The following is a 22,322-nucleotide window of genomic DNA, read 5'->3' as shown; positions in this document are numbered from 1 at the left end:
AAGACAGATAGGAACACCTCCTTCGGTTATTAAAAATGTGTGGAGCCATAACGCATAACAACGTAATCGGACAACGCGTCAACTTCCCAATGTTCTCATCTCCTTGTTTTTTTAACGTAAACAACCTATATAAGTAATTATATAGTTATACGATACACAGTCAAACGCTCTGTTATGACATAAAACCGCGTTGTTACAAGCTGTTTTTTGATTATCGTCATTTAACACTCGTTTACACCAATTTGATGCTCTCTTAATAATTGACCTTCATACTAGATTCGAAGACACCTTTTAAGGAGGAACTAGTGTGAAAAACAATCGATCAACACGTATGGCTGCTATCTTACTTACAGTGGCAGCTGCATTCGGGGGAACGGCTCCACTCCCCGCTCATGCAGAAGGAATAAACGCTAATCAACAGGCTTCCACTGCACCAGTCATTACGATTTTGCCTATTGATCGAGCTGCTATATTGGCAGGTCAAAAATTGGACTTTAGAGTAGAAATTACAGGTATTGAAAGCAAAGAACCACTGCAGGTGCTTATTAACGGCAAGGATGCTGGCCAATATTTTGGCAAAAAGCCTGTCATTACGCACACCACAGCGAATAGCACGGAGTATACGATCCGCGATATATCATTTAAAAAACCGGAACGTATTTCCGTTAAAGCCTCCGTCAATCACAAGAAAAAAACGTTGACTAAAACGGTCAATTATGAAGTGTATCAAGCCATTGGCAACGGTAAAAAAGCGAAAAATGTCGTTCTTATGGTAGGCGACGGAATGAGCTCTAACATAAGAACCGCTGCACGCGTTGTTTCAAAAGGAATAAATGAAGGCAAGTTTAAAGGTTGGCTGGAAATGGAGAACATGGACTCCATGGGTATGGTTACCACGTCAGGTATGGATTCTATCGTTACAGACTCTGCCAATAGCGCCTCAGCCTATGCTACGGGTCATAAAACAGCAGTTAACGCAGAGGGTGTTTACCCTGACAATACAGCCGATCCGTTAGATGATCCTAAAGTTGAGAACATTATTGAGCTGCTAAAACGTACACGAGGGATGTCTACAGGTCTTGTAACGACAGCTGACATCACTGATGCAACACCAGCTGCTATGACTGTACATACCCGTTCACGGTATGAATCAGAGTTTATTGCCAAGTCCTTTCTGGATCCTCTCCATCGTCCGGATGTGCTGCTTGGAGGCGGTAGAGAATGGTTCCTTCCTGCTTCTGATGGTGGTAAACGTAAAGATCAGACCAATCTTATTGATGCGTACAAAAAGCAAGGGTATTCATATGTTACCAACGCTAAGGAGCTGAATAAAACTTCAGCCAACGGAAAGCTTCTTGGTCTGTTCCGTCCAAGCAACATGAACGTATATTTCGACCGTGAATATACACAACCTAATAATCCCGACATCGTTGGAACGTATAATGACCAGCCTACTTTGATGGAAATGACCTCAAAAGCACTAGACGTACTTGATAATAACAAAAACGGCTTTTTCTTGATGGTCGAAGGTGCTTCGATTGACAAACAGGCACATACCATGGATATGGAACGAGTGATTTGGGATACGATTGAATTTGACCAGACTGTGGGACTCGTCAAGGAGTACGTTCGCAAGCACCCAGAAACACTTGTTATTGTAACAGCCGACCATGGCCACTCCATGACTTTAAACGGTACATTCTCCGTAAAAGATGCTGCCGGCAAAAAAGGTGATGAGCTCCGCGAGCTAATCGGCACCTATGCGGATTCGAAATTCCCGACCTACAAGGATGCCGATGGAGACGGTTTCCCCGACAAACCAGATTCCGATTGGAAACTAGCCATTGGTTGGGGTAACCACCCGGATCATAATGAAGATTACATGACAAATCCGAAACCGGTAAGTCCAACGATCCAAGACCCGAAAGTGACTGACAAGTCATGGTACATTGCTAATCCGGATAAGGACCCAAATGGAGTGCATTACAATGGCAACCTTCCTCATGATGAAGGTCAGGAGGTTCACACGTTTGACGATGTGCCGATCAATGCATCAGGTCCCGGAGCCTCTTTCTTTAGCGGATACATGGATAATACTGAAGTATTCCGAAAAATGATGACAGCATTGCAGTTAGATCCAGTTAAAGAGAAAGTTAAAAAGTAATGATGCTACACAATAGAAATGTCCCGAAGTAGAATTTAGGGATATCCCTCTAAAAAAAGAAGTTAGGCCACTCGAGGATTTTGATTTTATCCTTGAGTGGCCTGTTTGGTTATCTGGCCTGAAAAATACACTTTCATTTTTAATCCTTATTTACTATCTTCCCATTGGCGGGGTGCCAGCCACTCCAGGATATTGATATGTCAGAGGCTCATTAAACACGATATAGTCAAGGTTCACCATAAGAAGGACGATTCGACGGCCCGTTTGTGGCTCACTGATAATGATGTGATCGCGGCCAGCTGCTTCTATAACCCCTGTAAATATTTTTGCGTTCCATTGGGAGTTATTCTCATAAGTCATGTAGAATGTAGCTTGCTTACCAAGATTCAGACGGAGAATATTTTCAATGTAGGACTGCTCGAACTGCGGTGGAACCTGAATAACTTGACCTGTAGGTGACATAGGAGAACCACTCATCACTTGTGGAGGCATCTTAGCGTTATTAGGGGTCATACCACGATTTTGCTGTGGCAGGGCACCTTGTTGAAAGCCTTGCTGAAAACCTTGCTGGATACCTGGATATCCATTACCAATCGTATAGTTCACAGGTGCATTTCCATGGTTTAACATAAGTATTTTCCTCCTTCATTGTACAAAACGCTATTAATATACATTCGGACAATCTTCGAAAGTAGGTCTGAAAAAGCAGTGAGCCTTGAACCGACCGGTATTTTCCTGGTTATACCAAGTTGGTGGGCAATCCCCTTCAGGTCTGAAAAACCACAAAGCGTTATTCGCAGGCCAGGTGCGCTCCCCATTGATGGTACGCCGAGCCAACCTTCTATCCCTATCTCGGGCTCTCTGATAAAAGTAACCCTTCTGGGTCGCTTCAAATCCGCCTGGACTCTGAAACACCATGTCATTCATGTTGCGGATATTAAGGAAGTCCAGACAATTCGCCAAGATCCGGTTTACTCCAACATTTCCGACCATGAGCATGCCCTGTTCCCCTTCTCCCTCCGCCTCGGCACGAATCAATCTTGCCAATAAATCCACATCTGATGAATTCGCTTTGATAACGGCCACAGTTCTCCTCCTCATTTCCATGTTTTCACCCTGTATCTTATGTGCATTCGCCCATAGAGGTGACAACAGGCAAAAAGGTTTTATATAAAATTACTTTCGCCATACACAAATCCCCATCAGATTTAACATCTGGATTCTATACTCTTATATAAGTAAGGCCAAGCATGAAAGTGAGGTAATGCAAATCCATGGAAAAAGAATACATGCTCTCTCCTCCGAGGCACTCTCTGACGTCTTCAACCCATGAGCAAGAACTGATTACCAAGGCAAGCGGCACATCGATCAAAAAAATCCGCCGTAAAGAAATTGTGTTGGCGTATGCATTACTGACCCCTTCGATTTTGCTGTTCGGTTTATTTTTATTCTATCCTCTCATTAAATCAGTGTACCTCAGCTTGTTTCTAACCGATCCCCAAGGCCGAGTGGCTGAATTCGTCGGTCTAGACAATTTCAAGCAGATTCTGGTATCCGATATGTTTTTCAAAAGTTTTACGAATACTATGCTGTTTATCGTGCTGACGGTACCTGCCGGCATCGCTGCCGCTCTTCTCCTAGCAGCTTTAACTCACAACAGACTGAAGGGGATGAAAGTGTTCCGGTTCATATTTTCATTACCGATGGCTGTTTCTGTCGGTACCGGCTCGATGATCTGGATGATCCTGTACCACCCAACCCTAGGGATACTTAACTATTTCCTGCACCTCATCGGAATTGAGCCGGTACAATGGTTGACCGATCCGAAATGGGCGATGCTGTCCATTGCCTTGATGACAGTTTGGATGAATCTTGGTTTCAACTATATTTTGATGCTGAGCGGAATGCAGGGCGTCTCAGACGATATTTATGACAGCACAAAAATCGACGGCTCGGGTCCGATACGAACATTTTTCCGGATTACGCTGCCGCTCATCTCCCCTACTCTCTTCTTTACGCTGGTCGTATCCATCATAGGTTCCTTTCAAGCGTTCGGACAGATTAACATCTTGACAAAGGGTGGTCCGATGAACAGCACGAATGTGATGGTTTACAACATCTATCAGGATGCATTCATTAACTTTCGTTTCGGTATAGGAAGTGCTCAAGCGCTGATCCTGTTTGCAATCATCCTTCTGCTCACCGTCGCTCAGTTCAAATTCGTTGAAAAGAAGGTGCATTACCAATGAGCATGCGTCTCCTGCCAAAAAGCTTTATCTACCTGGCTCTGCTGGTCTGCTCACTTCTCGTCGCTTTCCCTCTCCTATACACCCTGTCTACTTCCATGATGAGTGAAGCAGAATCTGCCGTGTATCCACCGCCACTACTGCCGGATGCTTTAAATATGTCCAACTTCATCAAGGTCGTCGATACCATTCCGGTTCTAAGATTCATTGGAAACAGTATGATCGTATCCTGCGCAATCATGATAGGGCAGATCATAACGGCGAGCCTTGCTGCATACGCCTTCGCATTTCTCAAATTCCCTGGAAAAACGCTGTTATTCAGCTTGTTTCTGGCTACCATGATGGTTCCTTGGGAAGTCATTATGATTCCTAATTACCTTACGGTAAAAAGCCTCAACTGGCTTGATACTTATCAAGGGCTCATTGTTCCTTTTGTCGCTTCCGCATTCGGGACATTTCTACTGAGACAGTACTTTTTGCAGCTGCCAAAAGAGCTGTTCGAAGCAGCCCGTGTGGATGGCTGCGGACATGTGCGGATGTTCCTAAAGCTGGTCATACCGTTATCCCTACCAGGTATCGCCACGCTCGGTGTCTACTCTTTTCTAAACAATTGGAACATGTACTTATGGCCGCTGTTAACAACCAACCGGGAGGAGATGCGTACCGTTCAGATCGGTATCGGCATGCTTCAATTCGAAGAGATGAATTCGTGGAACCTGATACTTGCAGGGGTTCTTACATTGTTGCTCCCTTCCTTGCTACTGCTTGCGTTAGGCCTTAAACCGCTTGTTCGTGGCATTACTGCAGGAGCGTTAAAAGGGTAATATTGGTGTTCAAGCGATAAGGATATGAGAAATCGGTCTTGCGGGGCCAGCTGCATTTGGCTACGTAATGTTGATATAGATACAAACTATATTTTCAAAGGGAGAGATTAACGATCATGAAACGTATTGGAAAAAGATCCTTCACCCTGCTTCTGCTCGCTTGTATGATGATTGTGAGTTCAGCCTGTGGAAGCAACGGTTCACCGAAAGTTGCTGAAACAGCTGTTGCCGCTGACTCTGGGACCGCCAAGGAGCCTGTAAAAGTTGTGTGGTGGCATTCCATGAGCGGGGATCTCGGAAAAGTAGCGGACAAGCTAATCTCGGACTTCAATGCGGCGCATCCGGATATTCAGGTAGAGGGTGTGTTCCAGGGGACGTACGATGAAAGCTTGAACAAGCTGAAGGCTTCTCTTGGCTCGGACAGCGGTCCGGCGATGATCCAGGTGTATGAAATCGGCAGCCGCTTCATGATGGATACCAAAGCGATTAAGCCTGTTCAAGATTTTATAGATGCTGAACAATATGATATCTCCAGTCTTGAGCCAAATATTAAAAATTACTACACTTTCGATGACAAGCTGTACTCCATGCCTTTCAATTCGTCCAACCCGATTCTTTATTACAATAAAGATGCCTTTAAAGCTGCTGGGTTGGATCCGGAAAATCCTCCAAAAACCTACGAGGAAGTAGCTGCAGCTGCTAAGAAGTTGACTAAAGACGGAAGAACAGGCGCCTCCTTTGCAATTTACGGATGGTTTATGGAACAATTTCTTGCCAACCAAGGCGCTGAGCTACTGAACAACGGAAACGGTCGCAGTTCGCTTTCAACAGCTTCTCAGGTAAACAGTAAGGCTGGTGTGGAGACGCTCGAATGGTGGAAAGGAATGCTTAATGATAAATCCCTTCTAAACCTTGGACGTAAAACCGATGACACTAAAAAAGCATTTGCTGCTGGACAAGTTGCCATGACGTTGGACTCTACCGCCTCCCTACGCGGCATCGTCAGCGCTTCTGAAGGCAAGTTCGAAGTTGGAACAGCCTTCTTGCCTAAGCCGTCAAACGGCGGCAAAGGCGGCGTAATCATCGGCGGAGCAAGCCTGTGGCTGCTTGGCAACAAGTCTGAGACTGAGCAAAAAGGTGCGTGGGAATTCATGAAGTACCTTGCTGAACCGAAAACACAAGCTTACTGGCATGTAAATACAGGCTATTTCCCGGTAACCACCAAAGCCTATGACGAACCCATTGTGAAGGAAAACCTGGAGAAATACCCTCAGTTCCAAACTGCCGTCGACCAACTCCATCAGACAGAACCGAATTTAGCCACTCAAGGTGCTGTCATGGGCGTATTCCCTGAGGCTAGACAAATCACGGAAACGGCCATAGAAGAAGTATTAAATGGACAAAAATCACCACAGGAAGCATTGGATAAAGCAGCTGCAGAAATAACATCCAAAATCGAAATTTATAATAAAACCGTGAAGTAACTTCTCATCAACGACAAAAGGAGTGTCCAGGTCAATAGACCTTTAGGACACTCCTTTTGTCGTTGTTTTTCATTATATTATCTAAAAGAAAACATGATTCCACAATATATTGCAACCGCTGCACCCAACCCGGTCAGGAGAGCGATACCAGCACGCTTATTTCGCTTAAACAGAGTTACCATAAATGTTAAGAGCGCAAGCCCGATCAGAAGCAGTAATAGGCCTGGTAAGCTCCAACCAAAACTTAGCGGCTTTCCTTCGAAACCAGGGTGGAACCAATTAAATATGGTGGCAGCATCAGAGGTGGTTAATGATACAGTCTGATCATGTGGTGCAGGCTGTTGGTTCATATACCCCGTCACAATGTAGATCAGCCAAAGTATGACTCCTTCGCTTCTTACCCAGATGGCGGGTCTAAACCCCTGGTCACGAATCAGCTTTCTTTTCATCAGGTTCCCGTTAATAAAGGCAAATACAAGAAGCGGGATAATAAGAATATGTTTGATCAAGAGTGCTTGACCATATGGCAGCACCCAACTGTTAACGAGGTCAGGTGTCACTCCACTCATGAGAAACAGTCCGGAGCCCACGACAAGAAGAACACAGATAATCGCTAAGGGATGGAACCATTTTAGAAAAGCGCCCCATCCTTCCGTTCCTCTATTAAACCAGCCAACAATAAGAAGTGTCCCTGTCCATACAGCCATGGCGGTAAAATGCCCAAAAAAGGCCATTTCACCTTTAAATCCGAACAAGGAAGCCGCGTGGTTGAACGAAGACATCGCGGCGGAGATCCCCAATAAACAAATAGGCAACAGCCAACGCACGGCAGCCTTTGGTCTGCGATGGACAAGAACCGTTAGTACAGCCATTAGAATAGAAAGTCCGGCAATCCAGGCGTATCTCTCCCCTTCCTTGAAGGAGAACATAACCGCCTCAAACGATTGGGAAAATCCAACATCGTCCTTAAAAAACATGATGATCTGCAGAATCGGTATAAAGGCGCATAAAGCTACACTGAGAGCAGCGACAGGTCCAAGCCAGATCGGAAATTTGATTTCTGGTTTCTTGGATTCTGGTATGAAGGAAAGAACGGTAATTCCCGCCAGTAGTGAATATCCTAAATATAGTAGCGGCTCACTAATCCAGTACATGGATCACCGTTTTTTCCGAGATTGTTTAAGAGCAAAGTAGACTCCAATAACAGCTATGACCACAATGATCGCAATCCATAAGGTATTTCCAGATCCCGATTCATCAGCACCCGATGAAGATTGAGGCTGTTCGGCAGGTGTGTTATCGGCCGCAGCAGCTTCATCCGTATTCGTTGGGGTTGGAGTTTCGTCCGGTTTCTCTTGATCTGAATTTGTATCCCCGGCTGCATTTTCTTGCTTATCAGTAGTACCTTCATCAGCGTTATCTTTTACTGCATCCGGAGTTTCTTTTGGAGTTTCTTTTGGGGCTTCTACTTGGAAAGCATAAGTACCTTTCACGGGGTGACCGTCACGACCAACGATTTTCCACTCCACTGTGTAGGACCCGGAGTCCAAAGGTTTTTCCAAAGAAGCTTTTAAAAGATTCTCTTCAACCTTTACCTCCGTTGTATCCAATTTTTCACCCTTATCATTTTTGATACTTAATGTGCTTAATGTTGAGTCAATCTTTTCATTAAACGACAAGCTGAGCTCTTGCACAGCTTCGGTCACTTTAGCATCAGCTTCGGGAATGCTTGATTGTAGTTTCGAATGCGCCCAAGTGCCTACTGGAAAAGCAAAAACAAGTAGCATAGAAAACAGTATAATTACGGATTTGAATGATTTCAACAATGTTCCTCCTTCTTTGACAAGAACTATCTAAAATTTTAATCTTCCTCATAATATCAAAGACATGCTAGTAAAGCTAATGAGCAATTTGTGAATTATTAAAAACAGATCGGATATGTAAGAATTAAGGATTACATAATATTTTTTATGTAATCTACATTAACAAAAAGACCCAGCTTTTAATTAAGCTGGGATCTTCATTGGTTTATCCTGTTTTCTTACGACATCTTCTAGATCCTTCTTTAATCGGTCTTTCTGTAGTAAATGATGACGGTAATGCATCTCAACCAACAAGAACCATTCCTTTCCGTTTAAGGCACCAAAGCCAGGATGAAATTCTGTATGGGGCGACGAAAACTTAGATAGAGCAGGCTCGATCTCCTTCATTCGCTCCAGGACCCTATCAAGCCCCTCTACGAGTTGCTCCTTATCTTTTGGCTGGGCTGGAGTATATTGTGGTGAAGCTGGTACGTGAATTCGTACCGGAGGAAAGCTTCCCCGTGCAAATATAGCCTTGCCTGCCTCCGTTTTTTCACCTGTTGAAGAATTCTCCTCCCTGCTTGAGCTCATGCATAACTCTATATTTCGAATCTGCATGAACAATGCTGACTGAATCAAATGAACGTACATTTGTCCAAGCGACCATTCTTCATCATTGGATTTTCTTATTAGCTGTTCCTCACTAAAGCCCGATAATTCATTAAGGTATACATTCGTGAGTTCTTCTAGTCTGTGTAAAGATTCATTAGTATTCATAGGTATAACATCTCCTTCTCATCATTTAGCTTTATCATATAAAAACGCTACTGACAGCGTTATGTCAGTAGCGTCTCAACAATTTTTCAGCTTCTTCTCGAACCCGATTTCGTAATGAATCAGGCTCCAATACGACAATGTCTGCTCCCCATTGAAGCAGCCATGGCAGCAGCTCCTCAATGTGGCGAACTCGGAAGGTGGCATGCAAGCCATCTGTGATGTCCGAGAATTCTTCTAAGTAAAAGTTGTTACATTCCTTAATTTTATGTGCAATACCCCGATCTGCTTGAATCCGAACTGTAATGTGACGATCATCCATAGGTGCATATTCTTGTAAATTGAAACTAGAAGGAAAAGTGAATTGATCCTCAAGAACGGAAAGCTCCTCCATCCGCGTCAAACGGAAATGGCGAAGTTCTTGTCGTAAATCACAATGCCCAACCAAGACCCACGAACCGTTAACAAGTACAAGACCATATGGAGCAACGGTGCGAATGCTGTGACGACTCCCCCCCGCTGTGGAGTGGACTTTGGTGTACTTAAAGGATACCTTGCGTTTTTCTAATATAACTCGGCTCAAAGCTTCAACATATTCTTTCTCACGTACACTATTCTCTGATGATTTATCGGATGCAAGCAGTCTCATGGTTGTACGTACTCTTGTTGCTTCTTTCCGGACGCTGTCCGGTAAGACAGCCTCAATCTTACTTCGGGAGCTCTGAGCATGTTTCCCATAGCCGGTATCCAACTTGTGCTCAATTAAGCCGGTACCAATCAGCAGCGCAACAGCTTCTTCCACCGTGAAACTCATTGGCGGAAGAAAGTATCCTTCCATTAAGGAATATCCTAGACCGGTAGAACCTACAATAGGCACTCCAGCCTCACACAGCGCTTGAATATCTCGATATATCGTTCTTTTGCTCGTCTCAAATGTAGCCGCCAGGTCTTCTGCGCGCAGCATCCGGTTGCGCTGCAGCTCAAGAACGATTGCTAGCAGACGGTCTGTTTTGTTCACAACAGCTGCATCCTTTCATGCTTTTAACCATTAGAAATATGTATTCTATCATCAATTTCCAGAATCCCGGAAATGAGCGATTCTCATTAATTCATTCTATAAATATTTAACAACATTAATCGTTATTCCTCGTATATCATTTTTCGAGTCATTCCGCCATCCACAACCAAATGCGAGCCGGTAACAAAGGTATTTTCAGGATCTGTTAGGTAGAAGCAGGCTCGTGCAATATCATCGGGTCTTCCAACTCTTCCAGCTGGATGCTGTGCATGATCCCTCTCTGTTAATATGTCGTACTGCCCTGTCTCAATCCATCCTGGGCTGATACAGTTGACTCTGATTCCGTCTGGCCCCAGACTGACGGCAAGCGCATGAGTCAAGGACACGATCGCTCCTTTTGAAGCGGCATAAGCTTCGGAATTCGGCTCCGACATGACCGAACGGGTAGACGATAAATTTACAATGGAGCCGCCGTTCTCAGCGTTTTTCATATACTTGGCCGCTTCGCGGGAGACAAGAAAACAGCTGCGGGCATTACTGTTTAACACATCGTCCCACTCGTCCAGAGTCAATTCATAGGGCGATTTCCAGCGTGATACGCCCGCGTTATTAATGACCATATCAATACTCCCAGTCTTTTCATAAGCAAATTTCCTCAAATGGACCACATCCTCTTCCTTGCGAACATCACAAGTGGTAAAGAATGCTGAAAAGCCGTCTTGGAGCAATGCCTGCTCAACTTGACGGCCTTCATCCTCTTCCCTGTCGCTGAGAACAACTTTGGCCCCCTCGGCGGCATAGGCATGCGCTAGTCCAAGACCAATGCCTTTGACTGCACCCGTTATGACAACGGTCATGTTTTTAAATTTCATGGGTTGTTTCCTCCTTGTGTTTGCGCACTGACCTGGGACTTGTGTTCTGTGTTCATTATTATATAACAAGGAGAGAAACAGTCCAAAAGTCTTTTATTTATGATTTTCAAATCCTCGGACAGGTTCACGGTGTAATCGGGGAAAACGCTCGAATCTGTAATATCGAGTCCCCTGGAAAGATAATCTTCCCTCATCTCCTTTTGCACAAATTCCAAACTCTTCTCCAGTGACTGTGAATTCCATCCGGTCTCCGCTCTCTACTTCAAAAGTCAGGTAATAGGAGGTCCGGGAACGGCTAGCCATGCTGTCATCCGGATGACGGCTGTGTGTAACCTCGCTTCTTTTGCTGACGATTCGAGAATCCACGGTTAGCAGCGGCTGACTGTTATTTCGATTCCATTGCATAATGCCTTTACCTGCTGACAGCAGTATAATACCAAGCACAACAACAAAAACCACAGGCATAACACTGCCGAAAAAATCGAACAACCAATATGATTCCGATCCCATACGGCTCCCCCTTCCGTCTTTGAGCATCCTAATTCCACCTGACTTCCTTGTCTTCGTTAGATTATATGCGCCGATTAAGACAACTTTAACTCAGGATTCGGAAAAAAAACTCGTTTGCTGTTGGACAAGGGGGTAAACATAACAAAAAGCTGATGTTTGTATCGCTACAAATCACCAGCTTTAGGTCAAAAGTTGACTCTTTTTCTTCCATATTCGGTTAATCGGAGAATTACTCATGAATCATTTGCAGAAATGCCTTGGTTTCGCGTTGTCCTTCATTTTCGTTTTCGATCGGAAGAAGTCCAAGTTCAGTCCAGCAGGCTTTGCACTGTTCTTCAGTCTCACACAAGTGGGCATCATCACAGTTGTAACAAAGGCGAAGCAAGTTAACTGTCATCATATCTGTTTCCATTCTCATCTCAATCACTCCTATTTGTTATTACCTCTTCTTTACACTTTTATAGTAACATGATTTACGTCTCTATATTGTGATTTTTTTCACAAATGTGTGAACATTATTCAAAATGTGATAATCCAAACTTGAATCCTCATGAGTGGCGATCATCGTGACACAGGTCGTATGGAACAAAAAAAGACTTTGCCACTGCTGTTCAGGCTTGTAGTGACAAAGTCTACACATGATAGATTTATCTAATTCTCCAGGTTTCTCCACCGTCCATGCTTAGAAGAAGCCGGGATCGCTTCGCATCAGTGGTTTCAACGAGCATCCATCCTACTTCGGAGGAGGCAAACTCCATTTTTGAAACGATTGGATAATCTGCGAGATGTTTACCCAGTTCAGGATCAGCTGGGTATGGTGTCCAAGTCTTCCCCATATTCTCGGAGCGATAAACGATACCATCGATCATGCTCCAGCCTTCATTGAGACGTCTAAATACAGGACTTAGTGTACCGCTCGTGCTTTTAGGTTTCAGAGGGAAAGATACAAGGTTCCATGACTCTCCGCTGTTTGAAGAGAAATATCCCAAGTATTCGGCACTATTTGCGTTTAAGCAGGTTACGGGAACCCATACATCATTCGTACTACCAAGGAACTTGGGTACTCCGGGTATGTAGGACTTACACATCTTCATTTGGTCATCCTGAAAAACCAGCTTAGAGGAGTTCCATTGTGTGCCTCCGTCTCTCGTAACATACAGTTTCGAGCCCTGTGTTTCCTTCACGGTAGCAAATCCAGTTAAAGCGTTGGCAAATGACATACCTACTATTAAACCTGTTCGCGGAATAACCGTGCCTGGAATACGAGAGGCGGGATAATCTGAATTCTGCATAATGTTGGACCATTTGCCGCCATTATCATTCGTCCGGAATAAAGCCTTTTCCTCCGAGCCCGGAGAAGCCCCCCCAGAGGCCATCACCCAGCCGTTCTCGGATGAAGAAAACGAAAGAGCCGTCACTTTATCCGTACCAGGTAAAGATGAGAGCTTCCATTCACTCCCCCCATTATTCGTGTTCAGAAGCATGGTCTCCTGACTCCCTACTCCGTTTCGGACGATCCAGCCATGGTCTTTATCTGTAAACACAATATCCTGTCCGTACACAAGCCTATCTACAAAATTAATGTTGGGTGAAGGGGAAATATCAACCCACGTCTCTCCAAAATCTTCAGTAAAGTACAAACGTATAGAGGTTTTCGTCAGTCCCCATGCGATTCCTTCGGAATCACTTAGCATATGGAAATCGGTTAGTCTTGTCTGTATTTGATATTTACTTTTCTCCTCAGGTGCTTTATTGGCCGTTTCGGGTGTTACCACGGTTAAGGTCTGTCCATCCTCAACAGATTCCGTTACTTGCTGAATAACGGATGGTTCCACCGCTGTCGGTTTAGATGACGTTGATGAACAAGCAGTCAGTAAAAAAATTAATATGAATAGCAATAATATGCTTCGACAGTACGAATGATTGCGTAATATCAAGCAGTTTCCTCCTTCGTATCGCCCCTTGCGTTTTGATGTCGCGTTTTCGTGTCGCGTTTTCGGTCATTATATCATAAACCCAATATGTTTACAGAACGGAACCTTTTCAGACTGTTAACAATTTTGTATCCTATTTGTCTAATATTTACAAGCTGTGTATAGATGCATAAGGAACGCTCTTCCATGGAAAACTTCACAATATGCTGATTCAGCATTAGCGCAAAGCTTTAAAAAGAGGAGGTGAAATCATGCCTAAACCGGATAACCGCGAAGATAATGTCCATCGTTTGCAGGATGCTGTACAGGATACAATCGAGAATTTTCGCGAAGCCAAGGATTATCTTAATGAGTTTGGTGATGAAATTTCCGAATCCGAGAAAGAGCAGATTTTGGAAAAAAATGAACGACGCAAGAAAAGTATTTCCGGATTTCGTGAAGAAATCAAGGATGAAGCGAAACATCAACGCGAAGAATAATGAATGTCCACTACTTAATCAATTGAAACAGAAAACAGGAAGCTCAATGAGCTTCCTGTTTATATTAGGATTTAAATGATACCCCAGCAATATTCGTCAACTCCGCAAATTTTAAATATCGTGAAAGCTCAGCTACGGCTGACATCTTATATATAGATAATTATAGAACTAATGCTATTATATGCATGAAATTTCCAAGTATTAGCCGATGACTATCAGTACAGCCGCTCCCATAAATAATGTCAGGATAAAATTGTAAACATATAGACGTCCTCTCATGATGAAACTGTGACTAAATAGGTTGCCTTCTAAAATAACACGGGAACCTGATTCGTGTCAAGAATACCCATTTCATTGATTTACCCCTATAATGGGTAATTGTATAACGTACAACATTTTCCCATAAAAACCAGACAAATTAGGATAAGGAGATGATTGAATGAATTCCACAATCTTTCGGCCAAGCCGTGCTGTCATCATCGGGACAGGCGCGGTAGGAACGACAACTGCCTACACCCTGCTGCTTCGCAAACGTGTAGCGGAGATCGTTCTGATTGATATCAATCACGACAAAGCCGTAGGTGAAGCACTCGATATGAATCACGGACTTCCATTCGTGGGTGGTGTCAAAGTTTGGGCCGGAGACTACTCGGACTGTGAAGGGGCCGATATTATTATCGTAACGGCTGGTGCTTCGCAAAAACCAGGAGAAACCCGTATCGATCTCTTAAAGAAAAACGCTGTTATTTTTGACGAGATCGTAAAAAATATTACAAAGTATAATCAAGACGGCATATTGCTGATTGCCACCAATCCGGTGGATATATTGTCTTACGTAACACTCAAGGTGAGCGGTTTCCCGGCTAATCGAGTCATCGGTTCTGGCACACTGCTCGACAGTGCGCGCTACCGCTATCTTCTCGGCAAGCATAAACATATTGATCCGCGCAGTATTCATGCGCATATTGTTGGGGAACATGGAGATTCTGAAGTGCCTGTATGGAGTCTCGCTAACGTGGCAGGCATCGGTCTTGAGATCGATGAAGAGGATAAACAAAAGATTTATGACAGCACCAAAAACGCTGCTTACGAGATCATCAACGCTAAGGGGGCTACGTTCTACGCCATCGCCCTTGCGCTAGACCGAATAGTAACTGCCATAATGCAGAACGAGAGCGCAGTGCTTAATGTCTCCACTCTGCTCCAGGACTATAACGGTGTATCCGATGTATACCTAGGTGTACCTTGTGTCGTAGACCGTACCGGTGTACGGGAAATACTCGACCTTCCTCTTAATGAAGAGGAGACAATCCTGTTCCATAAATCGGCTAACAAGCTGAAGTCTGAGATCGCAAGTCTTTATTCTTAATAGGATAACAAAACGTCCGGATCTACTCCCTTAAGGAGTTGACCGGACGTTTTTATCCGTTTATTTATTCGATCCCTTATTCCTGTTCGTCGGAAAGATAGGGGATATCCGAGATAAACTCTTCCTTGTTAAGAAGCCGATCGGCCACACTCTGGAAAGATTCCGGTTGCAGCAATTCAATAGGAGAAACACCTTTATCAAACACAAAATGATCCCCTTCAATTACGACAGCATATCGACCGTTCAGCTTTGTAATGTGAATAGTTTCACCAAAATCAGCTAGAAGTCCTTTTACATTAACGTCACCAATTTTAAACTTCAATTCGATTTCTGGCTTAATTTCCACGATACGACTAGCAGCCTCCGTTACCTCCACCGGATCCTATTTCTCCTGAATATTTCGTTTCTCACTTGCAGCCCACAATTCAAGATCTTTGACTTCCTGAAGGCGTTCTTCATCCGTCTCATCGGGCCATTTGGTTTCCACATATGTTTGCACATAACCCTTCATTTGATCGTTAACAATTTCTGGGATAAATTTTTAATTAATAACATTAATTATTTATATAATAAATTAATTTCAACCTACTATTTCAGTGCCTATAGGACGATAAATTAGATTTAATTGTTTACATAATATTTGATATGTAACTAAAATCCAGTCGGAAGCTGAATATCCAATCGAGCGATAGCTTCCTCTTTTTCACGGCTACTCACATGGGTATAAATGGTTGTCGTCTGTATTGATGAATGTCCGAGCAGCTCCTGGACGGTTCTCAGATCCGCCCCCTTCCGAAGCAACATGGTTGCAAACGAGTGTCTCAGCTTGTGACTGGAATACGATAATCTTTGCTGCACCGGTACATCTTCCTGAAAGCGATCAAAGGTTTCAGATGCAATTTGCTGGATGCACCGGATGGACAAACGCCGGCCTTTTTGAGAAGTGAACATAGCATCCTCTTTTGCTCGCCACGGCTCCAGCCTCTGGGATATGGCTTGCTCCAAGATTTGACTAACTGATTCTGGAACAGGAAGTGAGCGCCATTTACGTCCCTTTCCGAATACGCTCAGCGTACGGTGTTGGGCATTATAATCGGATATATTAAGTGCATGAACCTCACCGATACGTAGCCCCATATAGGCCATAAGGAGAAAAACAGCAATGTTTCGCGTGCGATATTTGCCTTGTACTGCTTCAAAAAAGCGAATGAGTTCCTGTTCATTTAAATATGAGGGGACTTTGTTCGTCTCTGTTTTTGATTTTTTCACCCCGGATGCAGGGTTCTGCGCTACCAATTCCAGATCCATCAAGGCTTTAAAAAAACAGTTAACCGCCGCATGTTTGCGGTTCCGGGTTGAGTCGCTAACTCCGCGTTCGCGGACAGAAGACAAGTACGACATGACATGAAGCTTTTTGACATGATCCAGCGTTTTTCCATTTAACGATTCCAGAAATTCATAAGCATCACTCATATATGATTTCTGTGTATAAACCGTATAACCGGCATCCTTCATCCAGATCAGAAAAGCGTCTAATGGCTCTTCATAGAAGTCTTTCACATCGGACATAGCGCTTCTCCTCCTTGTGCTGAACCTTAATTTTAACACAATTTTTATCTGATAGCGGCAACTTCATCTAATCAAAATATTGAATGCATACAAAAAAGTCTGCTCTACACAATCGTAGAATGCAGACTATATTAGACAAGCTTATTTCATTCGACTATTTGCATCATATCATTTAGAATCCCATCTTTCTCATCGTTTATTCTGTGTTGAGCTCACCTGTTTGATCATTTTAAGCCGGTTTTCTAAATCAATCGTTTGGTTACATCCAACTTGAAATGTTGTTCCCTCTGAGATGGACAGAATCTTGATACTGCCTCCCCGAATAATAGAGTCTGTATTATTCGTTGATATAATTATTTCCTCTTCATCATCTTCCATCCATTTGGGAGTTTGCCGTTGAAACATCGGATACTCCGAGAATTTCACTTCTTCCTCCTTAGATATGGATGGATCTCTCTGAACATTAATTCTACATGATTTGGACTTTATATTTCCGGATTCACCACAAATAATCGCAGAACTGTCAAAAACACTATTAATATATAGATTTAAGAGTTTCGATGTCCTCATCGGATAACCTGTTGGTTTGGGGCTAATGGTTGTTCTTGATCTTTCTGAGGGACTGGACTTATCATCAAGGAATCCGGGGGCATATCGTATATCGACGAACAATTAACCACCTGAGTATCACCGACCAAAAATACCGATGAACCGCTTATTTCTATGATTTTTACCGCACCTACATATAGTTCCTTATTCACGACGTTCAGTTTCATTTACATCCCACTTTCCGGAGAAGCTTCGCTCCGCTCCATACACTGCCTTACAGCTGTTTCAATATCCCTCTTCATATACTCAATGATTGTAGTCCGGATATAGTCCTTATTCATATTTCCCTCTTCATCTGTTTGAATCTTTTCCAAGTAAATAAGAATCCGATCATCAATCTGCCGGCGCACATCTTCAATCATCATTTGTGTGTATGGTGAATCCATGTGTATTTTTCGTTCTCCAGCCATATCTCGAATCAGCTCCGGAATTTCATCCTGGAGATAGCTAATAACAGGCTGCTCTATACTTCGAATCAATGCTGACTGTTCGGGACTTTTTTGGATTTGTTCCATAGACTGTCCATTGACCATAATATCTTCTAGATTTTTACCATCACTTGATGTCACACCTATATTTAAGGTGCCTTCCAGTTTTTCGATTTTAAGTAAATCAAAGTGATTTTCAATCCGTTCAATATGGGTATGGCTCCTGTTCATTAAACCATCCACATCTTTACGTAGCTGCTGCAATAGTAGTTCCATCTGTCCTAGTTTTTCCGATTGAGTCTTCAGTTCATGTAATAGCTGTTGAAAGTAAAAAGGATGCATAGAACCCCCTCCTATTTTATTGTATGTGGGGGCCTTTAGTCAGATTCATTATTCTATGGATCACAGCTTTAAGGTTGGTTCAGGTAATGGAACCATGGGTGGTCTCTTTTCCGGTTCCAAACCATTTTGAGCAGCGGAATTCTCCAAGCTCCCTGTGTTATAAACGTGAGATAATGCCTTAATGGTGCCTGAGGTGCCAATCTGCAGCACGGATGAGTTTGTCACTGTCCCGATACGCAGCTGTTGGACCGTTATGGACTGGTAAACAGACAGATTCATGCTTTCCACACCCTTATAAAGCAGATACTTGATCAATACCATCAGGATCTAATGTAATTGTACCACTTGCCGGGCTGTTAGTAATGCTAATTCCGAAGGAATCTCCAGGTGAAAAGGAGTTCGCCCCCGCATGATTTTTTGAGTTGCTATGGAGAATAACTGCAACTGTGTTTCCTACCAAGACTGTGGAACTGGGGCCAACGCTGTTAATTTTTAAATTGCCTACTATGGAAACCACCAATCCACCTCCTTCAGAATCTTAAGTCCAGAATCATAAGTCATTCTATGTAGATAGGTGCCCAGGTGTCACTAAATAAGTCATTCACCCATACAATACATTAAAAAGCAAGGAGGAAAGACATGAGCTCAAATCTGACTAACTTAGAGTGGCTTAAGGAGGATCCTTTCTTCAAGAAGCACTTTCCTTTTAAAACACTTGAAGAGCACCTGAAGCTGGATTCGGACGATGTGGATCAATATGTTGAAAATGCAATTCGTCACGCAACCTCTAACTCTCCGCAGTTTATGAACAATAACGGAACCGGAACCAAGCTTCAATTTGAACATATGGATACACATAACCATTTAATTACAAAAGTGCGCATTCCTAAGCGCGTTCATCCGGAGAACATATGGATACAGCTCAACCGCACTCAACTCAAAATCAATGGACTGAATGATGACCAGAGTCAAATTATCACACTGCCAACTCCGATCAATCCGGATCAAAGCAAAGCGACCTTTAAGCAAGGTTCCCTTCAAGTAAAAATGCCAAAAATATCCACGGGTCGTTTCAAAGATGTCCACATCCGCTATTTATAAACTCAAAAGATGAATAGGCACCTCAATTGATCGCAATTATCTCCACATCAACGTTCAAAAAAATGCTCCAAATCAAAATATGCGTATAATTTATGTTATACGCATATTTTTTTTCAGTTTTTAATGTGCTGTAATCCGCTATTTCTCATTATTTTTCTTGATGCTCTTTTAAAAAACATAGGCAAACAAAAGCAACTAAAGCAAGTACTCCGCTCACTGAAGTGGTAATAGAGAATGCTCTTATATAATCCGTTGAACCTGCTTCTGAAAGCGAATGTCTAAGTGAAAAAGAAAACAAAATGCTGATCAAAGCTACTCCCAGCGAATTAGCTAAATACATAAAAGTCGTAAATAATCCAGAGCCCATCCCTGCCGATTTAACCGGTACAACACTAAGCACAGTATTGGCGAGCGGCGTCGTAGCCATGCCAAGACCCAGGCCATAAACCAATAAGATCAAGATATTCTGGATATGAAACAAATGTACAGCATCTACATGCAATGACCCAATAAGCAGGAAATTGCACAAGCCCATGATTAAAGCGCCTGTTTTCAGCACCACACTCCCCCATCTCTTGACCATACGGGACGACAATAATGATGTGAGGAAAAAACCGGAGCCCAGTGGCATAAAGACCAGACTGGCCGACTCGATGTTGTAATGGAGGCCTGATTGCAAATAGTAGTTTAATACGAAGAAAAATGTGAACATGCTGAGATAAATGGTGATCTCAGTTAGTATGCCAACATTGAACGAACCTGATCTGAATATTGACAGATCGATCAACGGAGTTCGATGCGTCTTTCTCTTCTTTATTTGTACAGCAATAAAAGCAAACAAAATCATAATTGATAACAGAACACATCCCCAGGTCCAAGATGGCCACCCCTGCATTTGACCTACTGTGAGTGGATAAATGAGTAGAAATAATCCCAGCATCAACAGTAAAGTACCAGCCCAGTCAATGCTATGCATAGCATCTCCATGGGACTCTGGAACAATCGGCAGCCCTAACAATACGAGAAGACCAAATGGTACATTAAATAGAAAAACAATACGCCAGCCGAGCCCAAACGGATTCCAATCCACCAGAAATCCCCCTAGGATTAAACCCAGTGTAAAGCCAATCCCAATGACCGCTCCATAAATAGCGAAGACCAAGCCTTTTTCTCTGGGCAGAAAGCTGCTCTGTATAATGGATAGGACTTGCGGCTGAATCATCGCTGCGGACAAGCCCTGGACGGTACGGATAACAATTAATAATGTAGGATGGGATACCACTCCACCTAATACACCCATTAACGTAAATCCCAACACACCATAGAACAGTATGCGTTTTCTGCCATATATGTCTCCAAGCTTTCCACCCAAAATCAAGGCAACCGCAAGCCCTAAAGAATATCCTGAGAAAATGAGCTGTGCTTCGGAAAAACTGGCATGTAGGCTGTTTTGCATGATCGGAAGTGCAACCTGCATCATGTAGTTGTTCAAGGAAATCAGGAGGGTTGGAAGCAGAATAAGAATAAGCGAAAACCAACGACGTGGATCGGCCTGCTGGTTTGTCTCTTGTTTCGTAATGAATGTTGTAGAAATATCATTCATTTTATTTCCCTCCTTTAGATCAATATTTCAACTGATAATCATTATCATTTATATTGATGGTTTGTTCTACCTGCTAAGGTATTTTCTTTCCCCGTAGAAGGAGCCGGGACCAAAAAAACTCCAAACATGACCAGCATGCTTGGAGTACTTTATTGCTTTGAGTTTATTCATTTATTGTGTTCTGATAAGATATATTTTTCAAATATTCACTCGGATTACAGCCGTAATACTTTCGGAAGGTTGTCGCGAAATTGCTTACATTGCTATAGCCTACAGAGACAGCCGTTTCTCCAACGTTCATCCGTTCCACTTCCATATACCAAATTGCTTTTTCCATTCTTTGCTTACGCACTAACTCAAAAATGGTCATTCCGAATCGTTCACGAAACCCTTTCTTCAGCTTGAATTCATTCAATCCGATTTTTCTAGCTAACTCTTGAATGGACATCGGTTGTTCGAAATGGCGAGCGATTAATTCCCTGGCCGTATCCAATTTTGATAGATCATCACGGCTTAAAAAGAGTTTTCTCCCCTCTGTTCCATGTCCATCTACCTCTCCAAACAAAGCAATGAGCTCCATGGCCTTACTTTCCATATATAATCGTTTCATCGCTCCGTTATAGGAGCAATTGATCAAATCATATACGCATTTATGGATTGCCGCTGTATTCGGATATTGGTCGATTCGTCCCTTGTAACGCTTCAACCATGATTCCATTTTATGTTTCTCAGGAATATCTGCCGCATAATGAAAAAGCTCTTTCGGGGATAACCGAATTTCCAGCAAATGATTCCTGACACCCGCTTTTTTCTCTTCATAAACCAATTCATCCTCAAAAAAGAGAACGTTCCCCGTCATTTTTTCTGTAAGGCTTTCTTTTCCATTCCACTCACAATAGATTTCGCCTTTCATGCAATAGCTTAGCTCAAACAACTGACAGGCTTCCTGAATGTGAAGCTTCATATCTTGTTCGAATGTGAGATCCGTAACCACAATTTCCATGCCTGAACGAATACGTGTCCGCTTAATGCTCCCATTGCCAACCTCAGGTGGAATGGATATATGCTGTTCCCATTCATTATGATGAATATGGCCATTAACGCGCTCCGTGAATTGATCAAAAAGACTGTGAACCTCAGCATTCAATATATGTATAGTCAAAATGGCACCTTCTCATCTACATAATATGGTTT

At 43.1% G+C, this 22,322-nt stretch carries 25 protein-coding genes; 7 read left to right on the top strand and 18 right to left on the bottom strand.

Annotation, left to right across the window (positions count from 1 at the left end):
- Positions 1-307: 307 nt before the first annotated feature.
- Entirely contained in the window at positions 308-2,164 is a 1,857-nt protein-coding gene (locus tag MNQ98_RS13335; RefSeq protein WP_241933598.1) for an alkaline phosphatase, read from the top strand.
- Positions 2,165-2,317: 153 nt separating this feature from the next.
- On the opposite strand, the gene gerQ is transcribed toward MNQ98_RS13335, so the two are convergent.
- Both gerQ and MNQ98_RS13325 read right to left on the bottom strand, forming a co-directional pair.
- Complete coding sequence (gene gerQ, locus MNQ98_RS13330) at positions 2,318-2,794, bottom strand: spore coat protein GerQ (RefSeq protein WP_241933597.1); 477 nt, start codon at positions 2,792-2,794, stop codon at positions 2,318-2,320.
- Positions 2,795-2,827: 33 nt separating this feature from the next.
- Complete coding sequence (locus MNQ98_RS13325) at positions 2,828-3,250, bottom strand: cell wall hydrolase (RefSeq protein ID WP_241933596.1); 423 nt, start codon at positions 3,248-3,250, stop codon at positions 2,828-2,830.
- A 188-nt stretch (positions 3,251-3,438) separates the two neighbouring features.
- Here MNQ98_RS13325 and MNQ98_RS13320 point away from each other — a divergent pair, with 188 nt between their 5' ends.
- The 3 genes from MNQ98_RS13320 (at position 3,439) to MNQ98_RS13310 (ending at position 6,718) form a co-directional block, all read left to right on the top strand.
- Positions 3,439-4,413: a carbohydrate ABC transporter permease gene (locus tag MNQ98_RS13320; RefSeq protein WP_241933595.1), complete on the top strand. Its 975-nt coding sequence runs from the start codon at positions 3,439-3,441 to the stop codon at positions 4,411-4,413.
- Positions 4,410-5,234, top strand: a complete 825-nt coding sequence (locus MNQ98_RS13315; protein ID WP_241933594.1) for a carbohydrate ABC transporter permease — start codon at positions 4,410-4,412, stop codon at positions 5,232-5,234. The genes MNQ98_RS13320 and MNQ98_RS13315 overlap by 4 nt, the downstream gene beginning before the upstream one ends.
- 116 nt (positions 5,235-5,350) lie before the next feature.
- The gene (locus tag MNQ98_RS13310; RefSeq protein ID WP_241933593.1) at positions 5,351-6,718 is read left to right on the top strand and encodes an ABC transporter substrate-binding protein; all 1,368 of its coding nucleotides are present in this window, start codon (positions 5,351-5,353) and stop codon (positions 6,716-6,718) included.
- A gap of 77 nt (positions 6,719-6,795) precedes the next feature.
- Here MNQ98_RS13310 and MNQ98_RS13305 read toward each other — a convergent pair whose 3' ends face one another.
- The 8 genes from MNQ98_RS13305 to MNQ98_RS13270 form a co-directional block, all read right to left on the bottom strand.
- Positions 6,796-7,872, bottom strand: coding sequence for a copper resistance D family protein (locus MNQ98_RS13305; RefSeq protein ID WP_241933592.1), 1,077 nt, complete (start codon positions 7,870-7,872; stop codon positions 6,796-6,798).
- Between the two features lie 3 nt (positions 7,873-7,875).
- Positions 7,876-8,541 (bottom strand): copper resistance CopC family protein, encoded by a 666-nt coding sequence (locus tag MNQ98_RS13300; protein WP_241933591.1) that lies wholly within the window; start codon positions 8,539-8,541, stop codon positions 7,876-7,878.
- A 183-nt stretch (positions 8,542-8,724) separates the two neighbouring features.
- Entirely contained in the window at positions 8,725-9,297 is a 573-nt protein-coding gene (locus MNQ98_RS13295) for a DinB family protein (protein ID WP_241933590.1), read from the bottom strand.
- A 64-nt stretch (positions 9,298-9,361) separates the two neighbouring features.
- Complete coding sequence (locus MNQ98_RS13290; RefSeq protein WP_241933589.1) at positions 9,362-10,312, bottom strand: helix-turn-helix transcriptional regulator; 951 nt, start codon at positions 10,310-10,312, stop codon at positions 9,362-9,364.
- Between the two features lie 122 nt (positions 10,313-10,434).
- Entirely contained in the window at positions 10,435-11,184 is a 750-nt protein-coding gene (locus tag MNQ98_RS13285) for an SDR family NAD(P)-dependent oxidoreductase (protein WP_241933588.1), read from the bottom strand.
- A 93-nt stretch (positions 11,185-11,277) separates the two neighbouring features.
- Complete coding sequence (locus tag MNQ98_RS13280; protein ID WP_241933587.1) at positions 11,278-11,694, bottom strand: DUF2500 domain-containing protein; 417 nt, start codon at positions 11,692-11,694, stop codon at positions 11,278-11,280.
- Positions 11,695-11,923: 229 nt separating this feature from the next.
- Complete coding sequence (locus MNQ98_RS13275) at positions 11,924-12,112, bottom strand: hypothetical protein (protein ID WP_208914172.1); 189 nt, start codon at positions 12,110-12,112, stop codon at positions 11,924-11,926.
- Between the two features lie 229 nt (positions 12,113-12,341).
- Entirely contained in the window at positions 12,342-13,631 is a 1,290-nt protein-coding gene (locus MNQ98_RS13270; protein ID WP_241933586.1) for a WD40/YVTN/BNR-like repeat-containing protein, read from the bottom strand.
- A 248-nt stretch (positions 13,632-13,879) separates the two neighbouring features.
- On the opposite strand from MNQ98_RS13270, the gene tlp reads away from it, so the two are divergent.
- Together tlp and MNQ98_RS13260 are read left to right on the top strand one after the other, a co-directional pair.
- Complete coding sequence (gene tlp, locus MNQ98_RS13265; protein ID WP_241933585.1) at positions 13,880-14,107, top strand: small acid-soluble spore protein Tlp; 228 nt, start codon at positions 13,880-13,882, stop codon at positions 14,105-14,107.
- A gap of 439 nt (positions 14,108-14,546) precedes the next feature.
- Entirely contained in the window at positions 14,547-15,476 is a 930-nt protein-coding gene (locus tag MNQ98_RS13260; RefSeq protein WP_241933584.1) for an L-lactate dehydrogenase, read from the top strand.
- Positions 15,477-15,552: 76 nt separating this feature from the next.
- Here the strand turns inward: MNQ98_RS13260 and MNQ98_RS13255 are convergent, their stop codons facing one another.
- From MNQ98_RS13255 to MNQ98_RS13220, 6 genes are all read right to left on the bottom strand, one after another.
- Entirely contained in the window at positions 15,553-15,852 is a 300-nt protein-coding gene (locus tag MNQ98_RS13255; protein ID WP_241933583.1) for a DUF3898 domain-containing protein, read from the bottom strand.
- A gap of 275 nt (positions 15,853-16,127) precedes the next feature.
- The gene (locus tag MNQ98_RS13245; RefSeq protein ID WP_241933581.1) at positions 16,128-17,045 is read right to left on the bottom strand and encodes a tyrosine-type recombinase/integrase; all 918 of its coding nucleotides are present in this window, start codon (positions 17,043-17,045) and stop codon (positions 16,128-16,130) included.
- A gap of 189 nt (positions 17,046-17,234) precedes the next feature.
- Positions 17,235-17,615, bottom strand: a complete 381-nt coding sequence (locus MNQ98_RS13240; RefSeq protein WP_241933580.1) for a spore germination protein GerPE — start codon at positions 17,613-17,615, stop codon at positions 17,235-17,237.
- 206 nt (positions 17,616-17,821) lie between these two features.
- Positions 17,822-18,424 (bottom strand): spore germination protein GerPC, encoded by a 603-nt coding sequence (gene gerPC, locus MNQ98_RS13230; RefSeq protein WP_241933578.1) that lies wholly within the window; start codon positions 18,422-18,424, stop codon positions 17,822-17,824.
- Between the two features lie 60 nt (positions 18,425-18,484).
- Positions 18,485-18,703, bottom strand: a complete 219-nt coding sequence (locus MNQ98_RS13225; RefSeq protein WP_241933577.1) for a spore germination protein GerPB — start codon at positions 18,701-18,703, stop codon at positions 18,485-18,487.
- 13 nt (positions 18,704-18,716) lie between these two features.
- Positions 18,717-18,941 carry a spore germination protein gene (locus tag MNQ98_RS13220; protein ID WP_241933576.1) on the bottom strand — a complete coding sequence of 75 codons (225 nt, stop codon included), beginning with the start codon at positions 18,939-18,941 and terminating at the stop codon, positions 18,717-18,719.
- Positions 18,942-19,063: 122 nt separating this feature from the next.
- On the opposite strand from MNQ98_RS13220, the gene MNQ98_RS13215 reads away from it, so the two are divergent.
- Complete coding sequence (locus MNQ98_RS13215) at positions 19,064-19,525, top strand: Hsp20/alpha crystallin family protein (RefSeq protein WP_241933575.1); 462 nt, start codon at positions 19,064-19,066, stop codon at positions 19,523-19,525.
- 148 nt (positions 19,526-19,673) lie between these two features.
- On the opposite strand, the gene MNQ98_RS13210 is transcribed toward MNQ98_RS13215, so the two are convergent.
- Together MNQ98_RS13210 and MNQ98_RS13205 are read right to left on the bottom strand one after the other, a co-directional pair.
- On the bottom strand, positions 19,674-21,128 hold the full coding sequence (locus MNQ98_RS13210; RefSeq protein ID WP_241933574.1) for an MFS transporter: 1,455 nt from the start codon (positions 21,126-21,128) through the stop codon (positions 19,674-19,676).
- A 163-nt stretch (positions 21,129-21,291) separates the two neighbouring features.
- Positions 21,292-22,290, bottom strand: a complete 999-nt coding sequence (locus MNQ98_RS13205; protein WP_241933573.1) for a helix-turn-helix domain-containing protein — start codon at positions 22,288-22,290, stop codon at positions 21,292-21,294.
- Positions 22,291-22,322: the final 32 nt, after the last annotated feature.

It is taken from the genome of Paenibacillus sp. N3/727 (assembly GCF_022637315.1).
GTDB lineage: Bacteria > Bacillota > Bacilli > Paenibacillales > Paenibacillaceae > Paenibacillus_AQ > Paenibacillus_AQ uliginis.
Note: the sequence above shows the minus strand (reverse complement) of the source record. Positions and strands in the feature narration are given on the sequence as shown.